Here is an 18,299-nt window from a genome sequence, read left to right on the forward strand (position 1 = left end):
CGCGCTGTGGATGGGGCCGAAACCCGTCGGGTCAGTCGTCTGCCGGTGCCGTCGTCCCGTCGGCGGCCGGAACCTCGATCTCGCCGGCGTCGAGTTCCGCTTCGAGCTCCCGGGTCGCCCGCACGAGGTTCTCCATCTTGCCGTAGGCGATCTCGCGGGGGAGCAGTTTCAGCCCGCAGTCGGGCGAGACGGTGAGTTTCTCGGGCGGGACGACCTTCAGGCCCTCGCGGATGTTCGCCTTGATCTCCTCGACCGACTCGACCTCGGCGACGTGGGCGTCGACGACGCCGAGCGCGAGGTCGGGCGCGAACGCGCCGTCCGCGAAGACGTCGATCTGCTCGTAGTCGCCGTTACAGAGTTCGACGTCGAACTCGTCGATCGGGTAGTCGTTGATCTCGGGGTAGACGCGCGAGTAGTCGCCGTAGCAGACGTGGAGCCCGATTCGGACGTCCTCGGGGACGCCGGCCACGATACGGTCGAGACACTCGCCGACGATGGCGTGGTCGTCGGGCGTCGTCGCCAGCGCCGGCTCGTCAATCTGGACGTAGCGCGCGCCGGCCTCGACGAGCTTCTCGACCTCCTCGTTGACGAGGTCCGCCAGATCGTACGCGAGCGCCTCGTTGTCGTCGTACGCCTCGTTGAACGACCAGTTCGCCAGCGTGTACGGGCCGGTGATTGGGACCTTCACCGGGCGCGAGGCGACCGCGTCGGTGAACGCGAACTCGTCGACGAGCCACGGCTCGTCGTACTCGACCTCGTCCACCACGGAGGGCTTGTCGAAGTAGTTGTGGCCCCACACCTTCACGGGACCGTTGAACTCGTAGCCCTCGATGCGCTCGGCGAAGAACTCGACCATCTCCTCGCGGCGCATCTCGCCGTCGACGACGGTGTCGAGGCCAGCCCGCTCGTGTTCGTGTGTGATGACGCGGCAGGCGTCGTCGTGGGCCTCCGTGAGGTCCTCGGCGTCGAACTTAGAGTCCGAGTCCTCGGCGAGGTCGCTCGCGCGGTTCAGCCACTTGGGCTTCGGATACGAGCCGACGACCGTCGTGAGCAGGAAGTGCTCGTTCGGGTGGTCCTCGGGTCGGAACCCCTCGCGGTTCTCCGGGTTCCGGCTCACGCCTCCACCCCCTCGACGGCGGCGAGGCGAGCGCCCTCGGCGAGCGCGCCGAGCTTCTCCAGATGCCTGTTCGTCGGCAGGTAGAACGGCTCCGTGTTGTAGCTCACGTACGTCGTCTCGAACGTCTGGCCGGGTACCTGCTCGTGAACCCACTCGACGCGTTCCGCGACCGTTTCCGGCTCCTCGACGAGCGTGTTCTGGCCGTCGACGACGCCGAGCGCGACGTCGGATTTCGTCCCGAGTTCGTTGATGCATTCGAGGTTCCGCTCGCGGTCTGCGGCGACGAAGTCGAAGCCGATCGCGTCCACGTCGGCGTCCATGAGGTGCGCGTACGGCTTCTCCGCGAACGCCTCCCAGTACGTGTGGACGACGACCTCGGCGTCCGTGGCGGCCACGACCGTATCAATCGCCTCGCTCGCCCGCTCGTCCGCCCCGTCCGCCGGCGCGTTCGTGACGAAGGAGGGCTCCAGCAGGAACAGGGTCGCGTGGTCCGGGAACTCGGCGACCTCGCCGGCGAGGAACTCCGCGACGGCGGCGAGGAACTCGGCGTCGTCCCCGTAGTGCTCGTCGGTCGCCAGGTCGGCGAGCGTGTACGGGCCCGGCAGCACGGCCTGGAGCAGCGAGCCTGATTCGTCGCCGAGCAGGTCCGCGGCCGCGGCCAGTTCGGCGGCGACGTCGCCCGAGGGGGTCAGTTCGCCGACGACCCGCAGATCACGGTAGAAGTTGTTGTTGTCGTAGTAGCGAACGATGCCGCCCGTCTCGACGTTCCCGTGGACGGTCAGCGGGTGCGCGAGCATGTCGTCCCAGCGGCCCTGTCCCTCGACGATCCGGTCCAGCTCCGCGTCCCGCTGGTCGTCGACGAGTTCGGCGCGAACGCGGTCGTAGGCGGCCGCGATCTCGCCGCCCTCGCCGCCGGAGACGAGATCGCCCTTCTGGTGGCCCTTCAGCTCGGAGAGTTCGTCCTTCGACCGGTCGGGGAGCGGGTACAGCCCCGGCGTGGTCGAGACTACGTCGGTCATCACCTACCGATACCCGATACCGACGCATAATACTTCCTACTGAGGTTAATGCTCCATAGTTATCTCTCCTCGAGCGCGAGCACCGACAACGTTTCGTACGGGAACGACTCCTCGAGGACCGTCTCGGCGTCGAACCCGCGTTCGACGGCGTACGCGACGACGTCGGCAAAGCCCGCGAGCGAGGAAACCAGCAGGAGAACGGTTCCCGACGGTGCCAGTACGCGGGCGACGTCGTCGAGGAACGGCTCGATGAGCTCCCGGCCCGACTCGCCGCCCGAGAGCGCCGCCTCCTGCCAGTCGTCCCACTCGGCGTCCGGGTCGGTCGGGAGGTACGGCGGGTTGAACAGCACCGTGTCGAACGCGCCGTCCCGGAACGCGTCGAGGAGGTCCGTCCGGACGGCTTCGAGGCCGCGCTCGCGCGCCCGTCGACAGGCGTGCGGGTTCACGTCGCTGCCGATCACGCGGGAGACGTCCTCCAGGGCCGCCGTCCGCTCGGCGACCCACCCCGAACCCGTACCGACTTCCAGGGCGACGCCGTGGGCGCGCCGTTCGGCCGCCGTCGCGAGCAACCCGGAGTCCTCGGCGGGCGCGTACACCGGGTCGCCGAGCCCACGACGCGCGGCGAGTTCCTCCCGCGTCGTCCGCTCGGACCCCCCGTCGTCACTCGGCATCGTCGCTCCCCGTCGCCTGGTCGTCGCTCACCGCCTTACCGCTCCCGTCACTCCGTTCCCCCTCCTCGGGCGACCCGTTCGTCTCGGCCGCGTCGGCGCCGTTCGAGGCACCGTCGCGTCCCGGCGCCGCAGGCACGTCGAACCGCGAGTCCGCGCCGCGGGCCGACAGTTCGCGCTGCGGGAACGGGATGACGACGCCGCCCTCGGCGAACGCCGACTTGACGGCCGCGATGACGTTCGTGCGCGCACGCCACATCTTCCGGGCGCTCGGGTTGTCGATGTGGAAGCGGAGCCGCAACACGACCGCCGAGTCGTCGAACTCGGGGAGCACGACGTGCGGGGTCGGCTGGTCGAGTACGAGGTCCTGCTCGGCCATCGCGCCCTCGGCCAGGTCGATCGCCGTCTCGATGTCCGTTTCGTAGTCGACGCCGACGTCGACGTTGATCCGGAGCCGACCCTTCCTGGATCGGTTGAGGATCTCCTCGCTGGTCACCGTGTCGTTCGGGACCATCAGGAACTCGTCGTCGAACGTGCGGAGCTGCGTGTTGACGATGTTGATGTCGGTGACGACGCCCTCCTGGTCGCCGATCCGGACCCAGTCGCCGAGTTCGAACGGACGGGAGAACAGCACGACGAAGCCGGCGAGTACCGCGCCCAGCGTCTGTCGCGCCGCGAGCCCGAGGACGATGCCGGCGAACCCTGCCCCGACGAGGAGGCCGCCGACGTTGACGCCCCAGAGCCCGAGCACGAGCATCAGCGCGACCGAGTAGATGCTGACCTGGGCGATGTGGTGGCCGATCTGTCGCTGGTGTCGGGAGATCGTACCGCGGCGCTTCCCGGCGCGCTTGACCGCCCGCTTGGTGATCCGTGTGAACGTGTACGCCCCGGCCAGGATGACGACCGTGAACATCGCGCGGGCGACGTCTCCCTCCCGGAGGCGGAGCGTGCCGAACGCGTACTGGATGACCGTCGACCCGCGCCAGACGACGACGAAGAACACGCCGACGAACGCGGTGAAGACGGCCATCGTTCCCGCCTGTGCGGCCTCCACGGCGGTGTCGTTGAACCGCTCCTTCAGGGAACCGCCGGCGGACCTGATGAGCTCACCCAGGAACAGCAGGACGAGCGCCGCGATGAACGTCCCTGCCAGTTGCGCCTGGAGGGTCGGAAACGTCGCGTGGATCGGGTCGGTCAGCTCCGGGGGGAGCGGCGGAACGTCCACCGCCGTCTCGTTACCGGACGGGAACGGTGTCGACGTCGCGGTTCCGTTCGTCCCCCCGCTTCCGCTCTGACCAGTCACTGTCCATCACCGACGGCGCTTTCCTCGGTCGCCGTGCCCGCGAGCGCGGCGAACGTTTCGGGCGGGAGGTCGCCCGGTCGGCTCGAGAGCGTCTCCTCCGCGACCGCGTCGACGACGGCGTCGGGGTCCTCGAGTCCAGAGATGTGGGCCGTGTTCCGGATGGCGTTGCGAACCGTCTTCCGCCGCTGGGTGAACAGCGCCTTGACGAAACGGAGGAAGAACGCCTCGTCCGCGACCTCGTAGCCGGGCGCCCGTGGGGTGCATCGCACGACGGCGCTCTCCACGCGGGGTTGCGGGTCGAACGCCTCGCGCGGGACGGTCTCGACGAGTTCGACGTCGGCGTAGTGTCGAGCACTCACGGAGAGCCTGCCGTACTCGGCGGTGCCGGCCTCGGCGACCATCCGCTCGGCGAACTCGAGCTGGAACATCAATACGAGCGGGCGGCCCTCGGGGAGCAGTCGGAACGTGATCTCGGAGGAGACGCCGTACGGGAGGTTGGAGACGCAGGCGGAGAACTCCGGGAGGTCGAGCGAGAGCGCGTCGCCCTCCAGAACCGCCAGTCGGTCCTGGGCGACGGCCTCGGCGAACTCCTCGCGGAGGAACGCGGCGAGGTCGGGGTCCCGCTCGACGACGGTCACCCGGTCCCCGGCGGCGAGCAACCTGTCGGTGAGCGCGCCCGTTCCGCCGCCGATCTCGAGCAGGTGCGAGCGGTCAGTTCCGTCCGGGAGATGGCTCGGAACCCTGTCGAGAACCCTGTCGTCGACGAGGAAGTGCTGGTCCCGGTCCGGGTTCCCCCTGACCCCCGCGCGCCGGCGGAGACGGTCCGGGTCCCGAAACGTGGACTCGGACTCGAACTCGGTCATCGCCCCGGCGTTCGGAGGCGGCGGGTGTAAATCCGTCTATCCGACCAGCAGCGGGTCACCGATTCCCGATCGGCGTTCAGTCCTCCTCGCTCCGGCCGACGAACGTCTTGTACTTGAGGTCCTCGTCGCGCAGCTCCTCCATGATGCGCTCGACGAGCACCTCGCGCGGGTGGTGGAGCCCGGAGACGCGCTCGGAAAGCTCCTCGAACGACTCGAACGGACCGCGCTTGCGCTCGTCGAGGATGTTGTTCCTGAGCTTCTTGCCGATCCCGGGAAGGAGGTTCAGCTGGTGGAGCCGGAGGGTGATCGGCCCGGCGTCGTTGTAGAAGTCGACGAACCGCCGCTCGTTGCGCTCGATGAGCTCCTCGACGGCGTACTCCAGTTCGCCCTGTGCGTTCCGCGTGAGATCGTCGAACTCCACCTCCCGAATGCGGTCCACGACTGCCGGGTCGGGTTCCGGGTGGACCGCGAGCCTGTCGCCGATCGACACGTCCGCCTCGTCGGCGAGCCGGAACTCGAACAGGCGGAAGTCACGCTCGCCGAGCGCGTACGCGAGCGCGGGCTTCTGGTGGGGTGGTCGGTTGTCGTCGGGGTCCCCGTTCGGCAGGTGATCGAGCACGACCGCCTCCCCGGTCTGTTCGGCCGGGTCGGCGGGCGACTCCGCCTCGGACGCCGGCACGTCGGACTCGTCCGCGTCGGCCGAGGGATCCCCTGGTGACGACTCCTCGTCGGTCATACACACCGGTACACCGGGCAGGTCCTTAAAAGGTGGTCGCGGAACGGCTCGCCCTCAGGCGTACCGGGCGACGACGTTGAGGATCTCGTCGAGTTCCTCGCCCGAAAGAGCGTACCGCTCCTGGGCGTACACGGCCCGCAGCTCCGTGCGGTCGCGCGGCAGCAGGTCGGCGATCTTGTAAGCGGTCGCCTCGTTCACCTTCTCCAGCTCCTGCAGGTCCTCGACGAGTTCGAGCGACTCCTCGGCGTCGAGGACGGCGAACCGGTTGACGTGCTCGATGGCCCGCGCAAGCTCGTAGCGGAGTTCGCGGTCCTCCTCGGTCGCGCGCTCGGCCTCGACGTCCGCGAGCAGCTCTTTCGCCTCGGAGACGGTGAGGTACTCCTCGTCGAGCTTTTCTTTGAATATCGTCATGTGCTCAGTCGTTCTGCTGGGCGCGGAGGTGTGCGGGCTTGGCGATCAGCGTCTTGACGACGCTGCCGTCGGTGATCTCGACCTTGTACGCGCTGCCCTGTTCGCCCACGACGGTTCCGGTGCGGCCGTTGAAGCGCGGGTGGAACCTGCCGTCGGGCACCGACGGGTCGAGCGCGAGGTGGACGGTCTGGCCCTCGTCGAAGTCCGCGATCGCTCGCTGGGGTGGCGACGTTCCCCGGTCCCGGGGGTCGTTCGAGAGCTTGCCACGCGTGCCGTGAAGAGGTCCGTTGGAGCTCGGCATAATCCTACGAGGTGTTTTCGCCGGTTCGCTTATAAATGGTGCGTTCTGTTCCGCAGGTGTGAACCCTCCGCACGGCCCCGACACGGCACGGTCCGTCCGCGGTCAGCGGACGATCCGCTTCACGTCGGACGCGCCGGCCCGCCGGACGACCGCCCTGACGGGGTCACGGACGCCCGTCAGGTTGTCCGAGTCGCCGTCGAGGACGACGACCGGCCCCGGGCGGCCTTCCTCGATGAGGCCGCAGTCGAGGTCGGCGATCTCCGCGCCGTTCACCGTCGCCATCCGGAGCACCTCGACGGCGGTCGCATCGGTGAGCTTCGCGGCGAACTCCATCTCGCGGAACATCGACGGCGAGTTCAACATCACGTTGTCCGTGCCGAGCGCGACCGTCGTCCGGTCGAGCAGTTCGCGGAGCGGCGCGACCCCGACTCCGGTCACCAGGTTCGACCGCGGACAGACGACGACCGGAACCTCCGCATCCGAGAGCCTGTCGAGGTGAACCGGGTCCGGATGGACCATGTGGACGAGGACGTCGGGGTCGAGGTCCATCGCGGCGTTGATGTCGTCGGGGTCGCGCTCGCCGGCGTGGATGGCGAACAGCTTCCCGGCCCGTCTGGTCGCGTTCCGGGCGGCGTCGAAGTCGCCGTCGCGTGCCCCGCTCGCGCCGTAGCCGTCCGAGCTCGGGTGTTCCATGGCGTCGATGGATCCCCGACCCAGCACCACGCTCTCGATGGGGACGTCCGCCACGGCCTCCCCGATGGCTTCGACGCCGTCCACGTCGCCCTCGCGGAACTCGACGTGTGCGGCCGTCCCGGTCTCGGCCATGAACTGCAGGCTCCGACGCATCGCCTCGACGGTCTCATCGTGACTCGCGTCCCGAAGCAACCGGTGTTTGAGCCCGTCCGGCGGCGCGACCAGTTCGTCGAGCGAGAGGCCGCCGCCGGCCTCCTTGGCGATCGAGTCGCCGATGTGGGTGTGGGCGTTGACGAAGGCGGGGAGGATGACGTCGCTCGACCCGGTCGCGGCCGCCTCGACGGCAGTGACCGTCCCGTCCTCGACGACCACCCGACCCTCGACGGGGTCGAACTCCCGACCGACGAGCACGGTTCCCTCGAACGTTTCGGGCCCAGTCACGGCTTCCCTCCGTCGAACTCGTCGAGCGTCGCGGTCACGCCCGGGGTGACGTCCGCGACGAGCGCGCCCTCGATGTCGAGCCCCAGCCGTTCAGCCGCCGCCTTCCCCACTCGGTCGGTCGCGTCAGCCGTGGTGTAAACCCCCAGCCGCCACTGTTCGCGCTGGGCGGTCCGAAGGGCGGTCACGAGCGGCGACTGCTCGCCGAGCCGGCGGACGTCCCCGTTCACCAGGACTTCCGTGGTCGACTCCGTCATCGTCGGCTCGGCGGGAACGTCAACGATGACCTCCTCGGCCGAGAGCTCACAGCGCTCCGCGACGTCCGCCTCGACCGCCCGCAGTTCCTCGTGGTCGGCGGCGAGCACGGACTCGGGCACGTCGCCGTACTCGGCCCAGACGGCGCGCTTGTAGAGGTCCCGCGAGTCGTACCGCCTGGCGAACGCGGCCGTGTCGTCGGTCACCCGGAGCGCCGTCACGAGGTCGTAGTCGTCCATTCGCCTGACTTCCCCCGCGTCGATGTCGGGCTGGTCCAGCAGGCGCTCGGTCGCGTGCCGGAGCATCGCCTTGCTGATGCGGGCGACCGGGTGCGTGTAGACGGTCGGGTTCATCAGCGCGCGGGCGAGCAGCAGCGACTCGGCCGTCTGGACGTTTCCCTCGTCGAGCACCAGTTCGTCCCCGACGAACGTCAGTTCGCGGACGAGCCGTTCGTGGTCGATGGTGCCGTACGGGACGCCGGTGTGGTGGGCGTCCCGCACGAGGTAGTCCATCCGGTCCACGTCCAGTTCCCCCGAGACGAGTTGCCCGTACTTCCCCTCGCCGGCGATGAGGTCGGCCACGCGGGCCGGGTCGATGTCGTGGTCGGCGAGGACGTCGCCGACTTCGGTCCGGGCGATGAGCCGGTCCACGTCGTCGTGGTACAGTCCCGTGTGGCGGTGGAGCAGTTCCTCGACGTTGTGGCTGAACGGCGCGTGCCCGACGTCGTGGAGGATGGCTGCCGCGCGGATGCGTTCGGCCTGGATTCCCTCCACGGAGAGGTGTTCGAGCGCGCGCGAGGCGAGGTGGTAGACGCCGAGGCTGTGCTCGAACCGCGTGTGGTTCGCGGATGGGTAGACGAGCTTGACCGTGCCGAGCTGTGCGATGCGGCGGAGCCGCTGGACCTGCGGCGTGTCCAGCAGGTCCGCGGCGACGCCCTCGACCTCGATGTGGTCGTGGACCGAGTCCTTGATCGTCGTCATCGGTCGCCTCCGCGACGGTCGCCTCCACCGTCCCGCGCGAGCGGTGCGGACGCGGGAGGAGGAACGAGTCGGGTCATACCCCGCGTTTGGCCGCCATCAGTTAAAAACAGTTGCCGATCCGGGGCGTCGATACACCCGGCTACTCCGTTCGGTCCGCGGTCGAGCGCTCGTCGACCCGCGCCGCGACCGAGCGCAGTACCGAACACGTCCCCTCGTGCCCGGGACAGACGAACCCGACCGTCTCCCCCTCGCCGGGTTCGGTTCGGTGGTAGTCGAGTCGGCTCCGGCTCATGAGTTCCCAGGCGACGATGCCGTCGATGTCGGCTTCCAGCGCCGCGTCGTGCCACTCGGCGAACAGCTCGTTCCGCCGCTCGATCTGGCCGGCCGCGTCCGACTCCTGCAGGTTCACCCGCCACCCGTACTCGCCGAGATACACCGGTTTCCCCACGTCCTCGGTCCCTCGCCGCGTCCGGTCGGTGATGTACTCGACGCCGAACGACTTCGGGTTCGACATGTCCCAGTTCTGTGGCCAGAGGTGGATCGAACAGGCGTCGATCCCGTCGACCGCGTGGGCTCGCGTGTAGAACTCTCCGGGCGATTCCGTTCCGAGGAAGACGTCGCTGCCGGTCGAAACGAGATGGTCGTCGTCCAGTTCGTGGACGAAGGCGGCTGACTCCTCGAGCCACGAGAGGAGCAGTTCCCCGTCGGCCTGGACGCGCGGCTCGTTAGCGAGTTCCCACAGGAGTATCGTCGGGTCGCCCCGGTACTCGCGGCCGGTGATGGTGTTGGTCCGCGTGAGCAGGTGCTCGATGAACCCGCGGTAGAGTTCCTGTGCGCGGTCGAGCGCGTAGAAGTCGGCGTGCTCCCCGGCGTCCTCGACCCAGTCGACGTACTGGTTCATCCCCGTCGCGCCCCAGTTGTCCACGAGCGGCAGGATGACCCGGATCCCGCGTCTGCCCGCCTCCGCGACGATGTAATCCAGGTGGCGGAACGCCGACTCGTCGAACGTGCCGGGTTCGGGCTGGAAGCTGAGGTCACAGCCGTCGACCGACTCGGCACAGTTCGACTCCCCGCCGGCGGACCCGATCTTGAACCGGATGGCGTCGGCGTTCAGCGTACTCGCCGACTCCAGCACGTCGTCGACGCGGGATTTACTGGTGTACCCCTCCGCCAGACAGCAGTTGGCCACGCCGCTGAACACGTACCGCTCCCCGTCGACGACGAACTCGGTCCCGTCGCGTTCGACGAACGCGGTCGGCGTCTCGTCCCGTGGCGTCGGTTCGGGTTCGGCCGACTCCGTTCCCGTCGGCGTCGCGTCGGTCTCCGCGGGCGAGCCCGTTCCCCGGGGCGAACCGGTTGGGGCCGCAGTCGTCGGCCGATTCCCATCGCCCACGCAGGCGGCGAGCCAGCTCGTCAGGCCCGCACCGAGCGCGGCCAGTACCCGACGTCGTGGTGGCGAGCCGTCATTCATCGGCGGCTGTTACGAGGTTTCGTAGGTAAACCTTCCTGCCGCGTCACGGTCGACGTCCGTGTCGGATCCCGTCGAGTCGCTCTCACGGGTCCGCCACACGCACACCCAGCACCTGCTCGGCGGCCGCGGCGACCTCGTCGACGTGCTCTGCGGGCGCGTACACGCCCATCCGCCAGCCCGCGCGCTGGGCGGCGCGAAGCCCGGACACGAGTTCGGAGGCGTCCTCCAGCCGCTGCGGGACGCCGTTGACGACGACCCTGCTGCCCGCCTCCGTGAACGCCGGGCGGCCGGGGACGTCGACGACGACCTGGCGGTCCGCGACGTCCGCGAGGTCGGCGATCTCCCGCTCCGCGCGCCGCTCGGCCTCGTGGTCGAGTTCGACCACGTCGGTGGGAACGTCGGCCAGTTCGGCCCAGACGGCGCGCTTGTACAGGTTCCGGTACTCGATGCGGCGGCCGAGTTCGGGCACGTGCTCGCGGAGCGCGACGAGGAGGTCGTGGTCGGCCATCCGTCGGAACGTCTCGACGTCGGTTCCTTCGTCGATGAGCCGCTCGGAGGCGCGTTCGAGCATCGCGCCCGCGATTCTGGAGACGTGGTGTCTGTACACCGTCGCGTCCATCAGCGCGCGGGCGAGCAGCAGCGACTCGGCCGTCCGGACGTTCCCCTCCGCGAGGACGAGCGTCCCGTCGCTGTACCGGAGTTCGCGGACGAGCCGTTCGTGGTCGATGGTGCCGTACGGGACGCCGGTGTGGTGGGCGTCCCGCACGAGGTAGTCCATCCGGTCCACGTCCAGTTCCCCCGAGACGAGCTGGCCGAGTTCGCGCTCGCCCCGGACGAGCGCCGCGACGTACTCGGCGTCGAGTCCGTGGTCTGTGAGGACGTCGCCCACGTCGGTCCGCCCGAGCAGTTCGCCGACCTCGTCGTGGTGCTTGCCCGTGTGGCGCTCAATGACCTTCTCAGTCTGGTGGCCGTACGGCCCGTGGCCGACGTCGTGGATGAGCGCGGCCGCGCGGACGTGTCTGGCGCGGTCGTCCTCGACCCCGAGCGAGTCCAGGGAACGGGACGCGAGGTGGTAGACGCCGAGGCTGTGCTCGAACCGTGTGTGGTTCGCGGAGGGGTAGACGAGGCGGACGGTGGAGAGCTGTTTGATGTGGCGAAGCCGCTGGACGGCGTCGGTGTCCAGTAGGTCGACGGCGACGGGGTCGAGCGTGATATAGTCGTGGACGCTGTCCTTGATTGCCTTCATCGTCGCTACGGTCCGGTGCGTCCGTCGTGGTGAAACGTTATCGGTGACGGACCGAAGCCGCGGGTCGGGGTCGCCGCGGCGCGCGGAGCCCCGTTCTCACACGGGGACGCCCGTCTCCTCGTAGGCGGTGCCGAGGATGACCATCGTCTGTGACCGGTCGAACCCTTCCATGCCGGCGATCCGTCCGAACATCAGCTCCCGGAGGTCGTCGGTGCTCTCGGCGTAGACGCGCATCATCACGTCCCACTCGCCCGTCGTCAGGTGGACCTCACGGACGCCCTCCACGTCCCTGAGACGCGCGAGCGCCTCGTCCTCGTGTCCCTGCTGGACCCTGAGGCCGACGAGCGCCGAGACGCCGTACCCGAGCGAGCCCGGGTTCACGTCCGCGTGGTAGCCGCGGATGACGCCGGCGTCCTCCATGCGGGACACCCGGTCGTGGACCGTCGCGCTCGACATGTCGATGCGCCGTGCCACCTCGCTGAACGGCGTTCGCGCGTCCTCCTGGAGGATCTCGAGGATGGCCCGGTCCGTCTCGTCCAGTTCCATACGGGGGTTCGGGAGGGACGGTACTTCGACGTTGCGCTCGCCTCAGGGACCGTCACCTCCGGCTCGGTCCCGAACGTCGTCGACCGCGCGCGCCGCAGCCAGCACCTCGTCGTGGATCCGTCCGTTCGAGACGACGAGCCCCCGGGAGTCGTGGGTCCAGCGGTCGCCCTCCAGGTCGGTCACCGTTCCACCGGCCCGTCGGACCATGTGGACGCCGGCGACCGTGTCCCACGGGTTGCACTCGACGTTCGTGATCGTGCCGTCGAGCGAGCCGTCGGCGACCATCGAGAGGGTCACCTGCGCGGAGCCGAACCGGCGCATGTCCGCGAAGCGGTGGACGATCTCCGAGCACGCGGCCGCGTACTCGTCGCGTCGGTCGAACGACCACCAGATGGTCGGCGCGACGACTGCCCGTTCCGGGTCGGAGACGTCGCTCACGGTGACCCGCTCGCCGTCTCGGTACGTTCCGTCGGCGTCGGACGTGTACGCGTCGTCCATGGCGGGAAGGACGTTCGCGGCTGCGACCGGTTCCCCGTCGAAGACGGCAGCGACCGAGGTGGCGAACAGCCGGACGTCCCTGACGTAGTTGTTCGTCCCGTCGATGGGGTCGATGACCCAGGCGGGACCCTCCTCGGGGATCACCTTCAGCTCGTCCTCCTCCTCGCCCACGAAGGCGTCGTCGGGGAACGACTCTCGGACAGTCCCGATGACTCGCCGCTGTGCGGTCCGGTCGGCTTCGGTCACGACGTCAGTCTTCCCGCCCTTCGTCTCCACCGCGATGCCCCTGCGGAACTGCTCGTCCGCGACGCTCGCGCCGGCCCGGGCCGCGCGTTCGGCAACCTCGACGCGGTCCGTTCGTTCGCTCATACCCTCCTCGGACGGGGAGCCCACCGGAATATCCGTCGGTTCCGCGCGGGCGACTGGTGGATTTAGGTGCGTTCGTGGCGAACCCTCCCCCGTGAGCGACGAGGGGACCGATCACCCGCCGGGCGTCCACACCGCGCTGGGCCACCTGGTGGCCGACGCCCGCGAACACGCAGCCAGCGGCGAGACGGCCGCCATGCTGGACGCCCTCGACGTCCTGGGCGACGTTTGCCGGACCGAACTCCGCGAGGGATCGCTGCGGGACCGACTCCTCTTCGGCTGTTCGCGCGTCGAGTACCACGCCGACGCGGACCCCGAGGTCGCCGTCGAGTACCTCAGAGCCATGGGGCGACTGCTGGAGTGACCGACCCCGCCGTCTCGATTAACTCGATTCCGACTCAGCGTGAACTTAACTGGACGGACGTCCTAAGTTGGTTCATGCGCCCGAGGGAAGCGGTCCGACAGCTCGAATACGCCATCGACGCGACCACCACGGACGGCGGCCGGCGCTGTGCGGTCACGTACCGCCGCACGTTCGAGCGCGTGGCTGACGACGGGACCGGCGCGGACGTCGCCGACCTCGCCGCGGCGCTCGGCACCGAGGTCCGGCAGGGTAACCGTCCCTCCCCCGTCGAGGCACGGCGGGAGGCCGATCGGGTGCTGGGCGTGGCAACGGACGGCGGTCGGTAAGGAACTGGTCGGTCCTCGTGGTGTCGTTTTTTCCGACGCTCGTTCGATACGCGGAGCCGTGGCTCGTTAGCGATCGTAGCGAGTGTTGCGAGGGAAGAGCGCCCCTGTGGCGCCTTCCGCACTGGGAGCAGTGCGAGGGATGCGATTTGAACGCATGGACCTCTACAGGAGCGGATCTTGAGTCCGCCGCCGTTTCCAGGCTTGGCTACCCTCGCACGCGTTCGCCAGTCCCACTCGGCCGATGTAAAACGTTCCGACTCCCCCGCTCACCGCGGTGCCGTCCCCGCCTGCCGGAGCGACATGTAGAACACGATGCCGAGCGACCCGAACTGCAGTCCGATCTCCAGCCGCGTCGGGTCGCCCCCGCCGCGAACGAGGAACGTCCCGAAACTCGCGGCCGCAAGCGCCATCGCGATCAGAAACAACAGCGCGGGGCGGACCCCGTCGTCGGTCAGGACCGCCCACGTTCGCTCGAGAAGCCGGCGGGGCATCGAGACGACGGCGGTACGGAGGGCGGCGAGCAGCGACAGGCCGCGGCGAACCGGGTTCACGGTCTGTAGTCCGCTCACGCGAACATAAATCCACCCCGACGCCGCCCCGTCGGTCACGATCCGTCTCCACGCCAGTCCTCTGCACCACCCACTCCCACACCAGTTACCCGGCACTACCCACTCTCACATCGGTCACCCGACGCGACCGCCGCGCTAATGTCCGTCGGACGACCACGTGTAGACATGGACGAGCACACCCGTGATCCCAGCGTCGCGCCGCCGCTCGGGAACCCGTCCGGCTGGCGTGCCGACGAACGGGTGTGGGAGCACGCGACCCTCCGGCGTGCGACCGAACACGGCGTCCGCCTGTTCAACGCGGACGAGTACCACGAGAGCCACGACTGCTTCGAGGACGAGTGGTACAACTACGGCTCGGGTTCGATCGAGAGCGCGTTCCTCCACGGGATGGTGCAGGTCGCGGCGGGCGCGTACAAGCACGAGGACTTCGGCGACGACGGCGGGATGCGGTCGCTGTTCACGACCGCGCTCGAGTACCTCCGCGGCGTCCCTGCCGACTTCTACGGCGTCGACGTGGTCGACGTGCGCGAGACGCTCGCCGCATCACTCGAGGAGCCGAGCGAACTCGACGGCTGGCGGCTCACGCTCGACGACGAGACGCCCGACGCCTACGAGGCCGACTACGCCTACGTCGAGTCGCTCGACCACTGAGGGGGGTGTCGACCCGCGACGGACGCCGTCGCTCGGGGAATCGTGGCGGGTAAATACCCCGGGGCCAACCGGTCGGTATGCGGATTCACCAGCTCGGTGACGGGGTTCCCGAGGTCGCCGTCGTCGGGGGGATCCACGGCGACGAGCCCTGCGGCCCGGCGGCCGTCGAACGGCTCGTCGCCGAGGCCCCGCCCGTCGAGCGCCCGGTGAAACTCGTCGTCGCAAACGAGGAGGCGCTCGCCCGCGACGAGCGGTTCCTGGACGAGGACCTGAATCGGGCGTTCCCCGGCGACGCCGACGCGGACGGCCACGAGGGGCGACTCGCTCACGACCTCGCTCGCGAACTCGAGGGCTGTACGACGCTCGCGCTCCACTCGACCCAGTCGTTCGCCGACCCGTTCGCGCTCTGTGACACGGTCGACGAGATCGCGCGCGCGGTGGTCCCGCATCTCCCGGTCGACACGCTCATCGAGACCGACCTGTTCACTGAAGGGCGGCTCATCGAACACCCCCACACCGTCGAGGTCGAGTGCGGGCTCCAGGGCAGCGACGACGCCGCGGACAACGCCTACCGGCTCGCGCGATCGTTTCTCGCGGCGACGGGCGCGCTGGACGCGCCGACCCCGGACGGGTCGAACCCCGAGGGGCCGACCGGCGGGGAGGACGCGACCGCGGACGACGTCGCCGTGTTCCGCCTGCTCCAGCCGGTCGGCAAGCCGCCGGCCGACGAGTACGAGGTGTTCGTCGACAACTTCGAGCGCGTGGAGACCGGCGAACGGTTCGCCGTCGCCGACGGGGAGACGTTCACCGCCGACGAGCCGTTCTATCCGGTGTTGATGTCCGCCGGAGGGTACGCCGACGTGTTCGGCTACGCCGCTGAGAAGGTCGGGTCCCTGGAGTAGCTCAGGCCGAGATCTCGTCCAAGTCCTCGAGTTCCTCGATGTCGTCCGACATCAGCTTGCGCGCGCCGAACGCGAGCAGTGCGAGCAGCACGAGCACCCCGAGGGCGGCGACGCGTGAGCCGCCCGACTCCGATTCCTCACCGGCGACGTCGCCCTCCTCGTTTTCGTCCTCGTCGGACGGGGACGCGCCGATGGAGCCGCGGGGACTGAAGTCGATGCCCTCGTCGATGTGGAGCTCTAACAGCGTGATGTCCATACACCGCGTACGGCGACGATCGGCTTATCCGTTGGGGCGGCCGATCCTGGCGCCGCGTGGTCCGTCAGGTCGGGGACGGATTCGTTCGATCCCGGGCCGGTGCCATTCACTCAGGTTCGGGGCTGCTGGGAGCCACTGCCCTCGAGACGGCGCGGCCGCTCGTGAACGAACGGTCGTCGTCCGGCGGTATCGGCTCACCGGAGAACTGTCACGTCAGGCCCGACGGACGATCACTCGATGTGACCTTCCTGGCGGAGCTGGTTCGCGTCCTCCTCGGAGTAGCGCCACTCGACGTTCGCCTTCTCGTCCTGCCAGTCCCACGGCTCCGCGATGACGACGTCGCCCTCGTTGATCCACGTCCGGTACTTCATCCGACCGGGGATCCGCCCCATCCGCGTCTCGCCGTCCACACAGCGGAGTCGAACGTGGTTTCCGCCGAGGTGCTCGGTCACGACCGCGAACACCTGATCGCCGTTGGGCATCCGGAGGTTCCGGCGCCCGGTTTCTTCATTCACGTGTGTAATTGGGGCGTTACACGGATAAGTCATTGGAGAGCCCCGCTAGCGTTTGTCACGGTGGCGTCTCGGACGAGTCGAGCGAACGGGCCGCGAGGGCGACGCTCCGACCGACGTCGGGAGTGTCGGCGACACGAGCCACCACTTCCACGGCGAACCGCTCACCAGCCGTCCGTAACTGGTCGTATCGAACTATCGTGTCTTCCCACGAACGGTTCCGTGACCTCCGTGAGCGGCGTTCGGGGCGAGCGCTCGCACCGCTCGGGGAGGTCGAGGAGGACGAAGATGGCAACCACATCCGGAGACGGGACGATCGAGGAGACGCGCCGGGACGTGGAGGAGACGCTCGGGTTCGTGCCGGGCTACTTCGACGCGCTCCACGACGAAGACCTGACGAACGAGTGGCCGACGTTCAAGCGGTACGCGTTCGAGGAGACCGAGATCCCGGCGAAGTACCGGGAGCTCATCGGCCTCGCCATCGCGGCGAACGTCAAGTGCCCCTACTGCCAGCACTTCCACCTGGAGTCGGCCAGGATGCACGGGGCGACGGACGCAGAACTCGCCGAGATCTCCTTCCTGGCGAGCTGGACGGCGCGCTACAGCGCGATGATCCACGCCCAGGACTACGACCTGGAGACGTTCGAGGACGAGTTCGACCGGATCGCCGAGCACCTTCGGGAAGGAACGGAAGCGGACTAGCGATCCCGGGTACCGGGTCCCGCCCCGAACCCGATTTACCGGACCCCGTCGTCGACGGAACGTTCGATCAGGCGCGATCGAGCCTGATCTCCTGTCCCTCGATGTCCTCCAGGGCGGCGACGAGCCCGCCGATCGAGACGCGGCCTCCGTCCGGGTCCTCGACCGTGATGGAAGCGACCTGTTCCGAGGCGTCGAACTCGTACTCCACGACCGGCCCTTCGACCCTGACGTCGGTTCCCGTCTCGACGTCCCTGCCGGTGATCGCCGCCCTGAAGTTCCCGTCGAGTTCGTGGACGTCCTTGACCGCCCGGCGGATGGAGGCGTACGTCCGAGGGAACGGTCGCCCCTCCCCGTCCGCGGCGATGCTGTCGGCTGTGCTCCACAGCACCGTCCCGAAGAAGCCCGAGACGAGGAAGCCGAGCGCGGAGCGATTGAAGATGACGCCGTAGCGGTCCCGATCGTCCCGCAGCGCGTCCTGGGTCGCGTACATCGAGTACTCGCCGTCTGCGACCGCGATGACGGGCGTGGTGATGCCGCGTCGCCCGCGGACCTCGGTGGCGACGGCCTCGTAGTCGAACTCCCCGGGCGAGGGCGCGCGCGAGGCGGGCGTCACGAGCAGTTCGATCGCGACGCCGTCGGCGATCCGTTCCGAGAGCGTCTCGCGGAACCGTCGCAGCAGGTCGGGCGTGAGCGACACGGCCAGTTCGTACTCCGCGCCCTCGATGACCTCCTCCAGGTAGCGCAGGATCGTCGAGCGCGACTTCACCAGCGAGACCGCCTCCGTGTCCCGCGTCGGCGCGGTGTATCTCGCCTCCAGTTCGTCGACCATCTCGGCGAGCGACGAGCGGATGTCGCCGAACGCCTCGTCGGGGTCGACCGCGACGATCTTCATCGGGCGCGACTCCCGGAGCTCCACCAGCCCGCGGTCCGAGAGGCTCCTGACGGTGTCGTACACCCTGGGCTGTGGGATGTCGGTCTCCGAGGCGATCTCGCTCGCGGTCAGTTCCCCCCGTTCGAGCACGGCGAGGTAGGCGTCGATCTCGTACTCCCCGAGGTTGAAGCGCTCCCCCACCCGCTCCATCGTCGAGCGCAGGTCGTCGGCCATA

The 18,299-nt window shown here is 69.0% G+C and carries 23 protein-coding genes and 1 tRNA gene; 5 read left to right on the forward strand and 19 right to left on the reverse strand.

Going from position 1 to position 18,299, the window contains the following annotated elements; all coding sequences use genetic code 11:
• Positions 1–31 precede the first annotated feature (31 nt).
• The 14 genes from RJT50_RS08625 to RJT50_RS08690 all read right to left on the reverse strand — a co-directional run bounded on the left by RJT50_RS08625 (position 32) and on the right by RJT50_RS08690 (position 12,914).
• On the reverse strand, positions 32–1,117 hold the full coding sequence (locus RJT50_RS08625; RefSeq protein ID WP_313690792.1) for a methionine synthase: 1,086 nt from the start codon (positions 1,115–1,117) through the stop codon (positions 32–34).
• Positions 1,114–2,136: a 5-methyltetrahydropteroyltriglutamate--homocysteine methyltransferase gene (locus RJT50_RS08630; protein ID WP_313690793.1), complete on the reverse strand. Its 1,023-nt coding sequence runs from the start codon at positions 2,134–2,136 to the stop codon at positions 1,114–1,116. Before RJT50_RS08630 ends, RJT50_RS08625 begins: the two co-directional genes overlap by 4 nt.
• Positions 2,137–2,195: 59 nt before the next feature.
• Positions 2,196–2,807 (reverse strand): HemK2/MTQ2 family protein methyltransferase, encoded by a 612-nt coding sequence (locus tag RJT50_RS08635; protein WP_313690794.1) that lies wholly within the window; start codon positions 2,805–2,807, stop codon positions 2,196–2,198.
• Positions 2,797–4,107 (reverse strand): mechanosensitive ion channel family protein, encoded by a 1,311-nt coding sequence (locus tag RJT50_RS08640; RefSeq protein ID WP_313690795.1) that lies wholly within the window; start codon positions 4,105–4,107, stop codon positions 2,797–2,799. The genes RJT50_RS08635 and RJT50_RS08640 overlap by 11 nt, the downstream gene beginning before the upstream one ends.
• Complete coding sequence (locus RJT50_RS08645) at positions 4,104–4,970, reverse strand: 16S ribosomal RNA methyltransferase A (RefSeq protein WP_313690796.1); 867 nt, start codon at positions 4,968–4,970, stop codon at positions 4,104–4,106. Before RJT50_RS08645 ends, RJT50_RS08640 begins: the two co-directional genes overlap by 4 nt.
• 76 nt (positions 4,971–5,046) lie before the next feature.
• Positions 5,047–5,706 (reverse strand): DUF655 domain-containing protein, encoded by a 660-nt coding sequence (locus RJT50_RS08650; RefSeq protein WP_313690797.1) that lies wholly within the window; start codon positions 5,704–5,706, stop codon positions 5,047–5,049.
• A 54-nt stretch (positions 5,707–5,760) separates the two neighbouring features.
• On the reverse strand, positions 5,761–6,117 hold the full coding sequence (locus tag RJT50_RS08655; protein WP_313690798.1) for an RNA polymerase Rpb4 family protein: 357 nt from the start codon (positions 6,115–6,117) through the stop codon (positions 5,761–5,763).
• Positions 6,118–6,121: 4 nt separating this feature from the next.
• A complete protein-coding gene (locus RJT50_RS08660; protein ID WP_313690799.1) occupies positions 6,122–6,418 on the reverse strand; it encodes a 50S ribosomal protein L21e in 297 nt (98 codons plus the stop codon).
• A 102-nt stretch (positions 6,419–6,520) separates the two neighbouring features.
• Positions 6,521–7,552, reverse strand: a complete 1,032-nt coding sequence (locus RJT50_RS08665) for an amidohydrolase family protein (protein ID WP_313690800.1) — start codon at positions 7,550–7,552, stop codon at positions 6,521–6,523.
• A complete protein-coding gene (locus RJT50_RS08670) occupies positions 7,549–8,784 on the reverse strand; it encodes an HD domain-containing protein (protein WP_313690801.1) in 1,236 nt (411 codons plus the stop codon). Before RJT50_RS08670 ends, RJT50_RS08665 begins: the two co-directional genes overlap by 4 nt.
• Before the next feature lie 139 nt (positions 8,785–8,923).
• Positions 8,924–10,255, reverse strand: coding sequence for a glycoside hydrolase 5 family protein (locus RJT50_RS08675; protein ID WP_313690802.1), 1,332 nt, complete (start codon positions 10,253–10,255; stop codon positions 8,924–8,926).
• An 82-nt stretch (positions 10,256–10,337) separates the two neighbouring features.
• Entirely contained in the window at positions 10,338–11,501 is a 1,164-nt protein-coding gene (locus tag RJT50_RS08680) for an HD domain-containing protein (RefSeq protein WP_313690803.1), read from the reverse strand.
• A 96-nt stretch (positions 11,502–11,597) separates the two neighbouring features.
• Complete coding sequence (locus RJT50_RS08685; protein WP_313690804.1) at positions 11,598–12,047, reverse strand: Lrp/AsnC family transcriptional regulator; 450 nt, start codon at positions 12,045–12,047, stop codon at positions 11,598–11,600.
• A 42-nt stretch (positions 12,048–12,089) separates the two neighbouring features.
• Positions 12,090–12,914: an inositol monophosphatase family protein gene (locus tag RJT50_RS08690; RefSeq protein ID WP_313690805.1), complete on the reverse strand. Its 825-nt coding sequence runs from the start codon at positions 12,912–12,914 to the stop codon at positions 12,090–12,092.
• A gap of 91 nt (positions 12,915–13,005) precedes the next feature.
• On the opposite strand from RJT50_RS08690, the gene RJT50_RS08695 reads away from it, so the two are divergent.
• Both RJT50_RS08695 and RJT50_RS08700 read left to right on the forward strand, forming a co-directional pair.
• Positions 13,006–13,275, forward strand: coding sequence for a DUF8101 family protein (locus RJT50_RS08695; protein WP_313690811.1), 270 nt, complete (start codon positions 13,006–13,008; stop codon positions 13,273–13,275).
• A 74-nt stretch (positions 13,276–13,349) separates the two neighbouring features.
• The gene (locus RJT50_RS08700; protein ID WP_313690813.1) at positions 13,350–13,601 is read left to right on the forward strand and encodes a hypothetical protein; all 252 of its coding nucleotides are present in this window, start codon (positions 13,350–13,352) and stop codon (positions 13,599–13,601) included.
• Between the two features lie 131 nt (positions 13,602–13,732).
• On the opposite strand, the gene RJT50_RS08705 is transcribed toward RJT50_RS08700, so the two are convergent.
• Positions 13,733–13,816, reverse strand: a tRNA-Leu gene (locus RJT50_RS08705).
• A gap of 51 nt (positions 13,817–13,867) precedes the next feature.
• The gene (locus tag RJT50_RS08710) at positions 13,868–14,152 is read right to left on the reverse strand and encodes a hypothetical protein (protein ID WP_313690814.1); all 285 of its coding nucleotides are present in this window, start codon (positions 14,150–14,152) and stop codon (positions 13,868–13,870) included.
• Between the two features lie 183 nt (positions 14,153–14,335).
• On the opposite strand from RJT50_RS08710, the gene RJT50_RS08715 reads away from it, so the two are divergent.
• Positions 14,336–14,821: a DUF309 domain-containing protein gene (locus RJT50_RS08715; protein ID WP_313690815.1), complete on the forward strand. Its 486-nt coding sequence runs from the start codon at positions 14,336–14,338 to the stop codon at positions 14,819–14,821.
• A gap of 77 nt (positions 14,822–14,898) precedes the next feature.
• Positions 14,899–15,723, forward strand: a complete 825-nt coding sequence (locus RJT50_RS08720; protein ID WP_313690816.1) for a M14 family metallopeptidase — start codon at positions 14,899–14,901, stop codon at positions 15,721–15,723.
• A gap of 1 nt (position 15,724) precedes the next feature.
• Here RJT50_RS08720 and RJT50_RS08725 read toward each other — a convergent pair whose 3' ends face one another.
• A complete protein-coding gene (locus RJT50_RS08725; protein ID WP_313690817.1) occupies positions 15,725–15,979 on the reverse strand; it encodes a hypothetical protein in 255 nt (84 codons plus the stop codon).
• A 230-nt stretch (positions 15,980–16,209) separates the two neighbouring features.
• Entirely contained in the window at positions 16,210–16,494 is a 285-nt protein-coding gene (locus RJT50_RS08730) for a translation initiation factor eIF-1A (RefSeq protein WP_313690818.1), read from the reverse strand.
• Between the two features lie 285 nt (positions 16,495–16,779).
• Between RJT50_RS08730 and RJT50_RS08735 the strand changes: the two genes are divergently transcribed.
• Complete coding sequence (locus RJT50_RS08735; protein ID WP_313690820.1) at positions 16,780–17,193, forward strand: carboxymuconolactone decarboxylase family protein; 414 nt, start codon at positions 16,780–16,782, stop codon at positions 17,191–17,193.
• 67 nt (positions 17,194–17,260) lie between these two features.
• On the opposite strand, the gene trmB is transcribed toward RJT50_RS08735, so the two are convergent.
• Positions 17,261–18,298, reverse strand: coding sequence for an HTH-type sugar sensing transcriptional regulator TrmB (gene trmB / locus RJT50_RS08740; RefSeq protein WP_313690821.1), 1,038 nt, complete (start codon positions 18,296–18,298; stop codon positions 17,261–17,263).
• Between the last annotated feature and the right edge of the window lies 1 nt (position 18,299).

This window comes from Halobaculum sp. XH14, assembly GCF_032116555.1.
GTDB lineage: Archaea > Halobacteriota > Halobacteria > Halobacteriales > Haloferacaceae > Halorarum > Halorarum halobium.

Bases quoted from the DNA above. Each gene is read 5' to 3' on its own strand.
- RJT50_RS08630 (WP_313690793.1), bottom strand. From the start codon at position 2,136: ATGACCGACGTAGTCTCGACCACGCCGGGGCTGTACCCGCTCCCCGAC.
- RJT50_RS08635 (WP_313690794.1), bottom strand. From the start codon at position 2,807: ATGCCGAGTGACGACGGGGGGTCCGAGCGGACGACGCGGGAGGAACTC.
- RJT50_RS08645 (WP_313690796.1), bottom strand. From the start codon at position 4,970: ATGACCGAGTTCGAGTCCGAGTCCACGTTTCGGGACCCGGACCGTCTC.
- RJT50_RS08650 (WP_313690797.1), bottom strand. From the start codon at position 5,706: ATGACCGACGAGGAGTCGTCACCAGGGGATCCCTCGGCCGACGCGGAC.
- RJT50_RS08655 (WP_313690798.1), bottom strand. From the start codon at position 6,117: ATGACGATATTCAAAGAAAAGCTCGACGAGGAGTACCTCACCGTCTCC.
- RJT50_RS08660 (WP_313690799.1), bottom strand. From the start codon at position 6,418: ATGCCGAGCTCCAACGGACCTCTTCACGGCACGCGTGGCAAGCTCTCG.
- RJT50_RS08670 (WP_313690801.1), bottom strand. From the start codon at position 8,784: ATGACGACGATCAAGGACTCGGTCCACGACCACATCGAGGTCGAGGGC.
- RJT50_RS08675 (WP_313690802.1), bottom strand. From the start codon at position 10,255: ATGAATGACGGCTCGCCACCACGACGTCGGGTACTGGCCGCGCTCGGT.
- RJT50_RS08680 (WP_313690803.1), bottom strand. From the start codon at position 11,501: ATGAAGGCAATCAAGGACAGCGTCCACGACTATATCACGCTCGACCCC.
- RJT50_RS08685 (WP_313690804.1), bottom strand. From the start codon at position 12,047: ATGGAACTGGACGAGACGGACCGGGCCATCCTCGAGATCCTCCAGGAG.
- RJT50_RS08690 (WP_313690805.1), bottom strand. From the start codon at position 12,914: ATGAGCGAACGAACGGACCGCGTCGAGGTTGCCGAACGCGCGGCCCGG.
- RJT50_RS08700 (WP_313690813.1), top strand. From the start codon at position 13,350: ATGCGCCCGAGGGAAGCGGTCCGACAGCTCGAATACGCCATCGACGCG.
- RJT50_RS08715 (WP_313690815.1), top strand. From the start codon at position 14,336: ATGGACGAGCACACCCGTGATCCCAGCGTCGCGCCGCCGCTCGGGAAC.
- RJT50_RS08720 (WP_313690816.1), top strand. From the start codon at position 14,899: ATGCGGATTCACCAGCTCGGTGACGGGGTTCCCGAGGTCGCCGTCGTC.
- RJT50_RS08725 (WP_313690817.1), bottom strand. From the start codon at position 15,979: ATGGACATCACGCTGTTAGAGCTCCACATCGACGAGGGCATCGACTTC.
- RJT50_RS08735 (WP_313690820.1), top strand. From the start codon at position 16,780: ATGGCAACCACATCCGGAGACGGGACGATCGAGGAGACGCGCCGGGAC.
- trmB (WP_313690821.1), bottom strand. From the start codon at position 18,298: ATGGCCGACGACCTGCGCTCGACGATGGAGCGGGTGGGGGAGCGCTTC.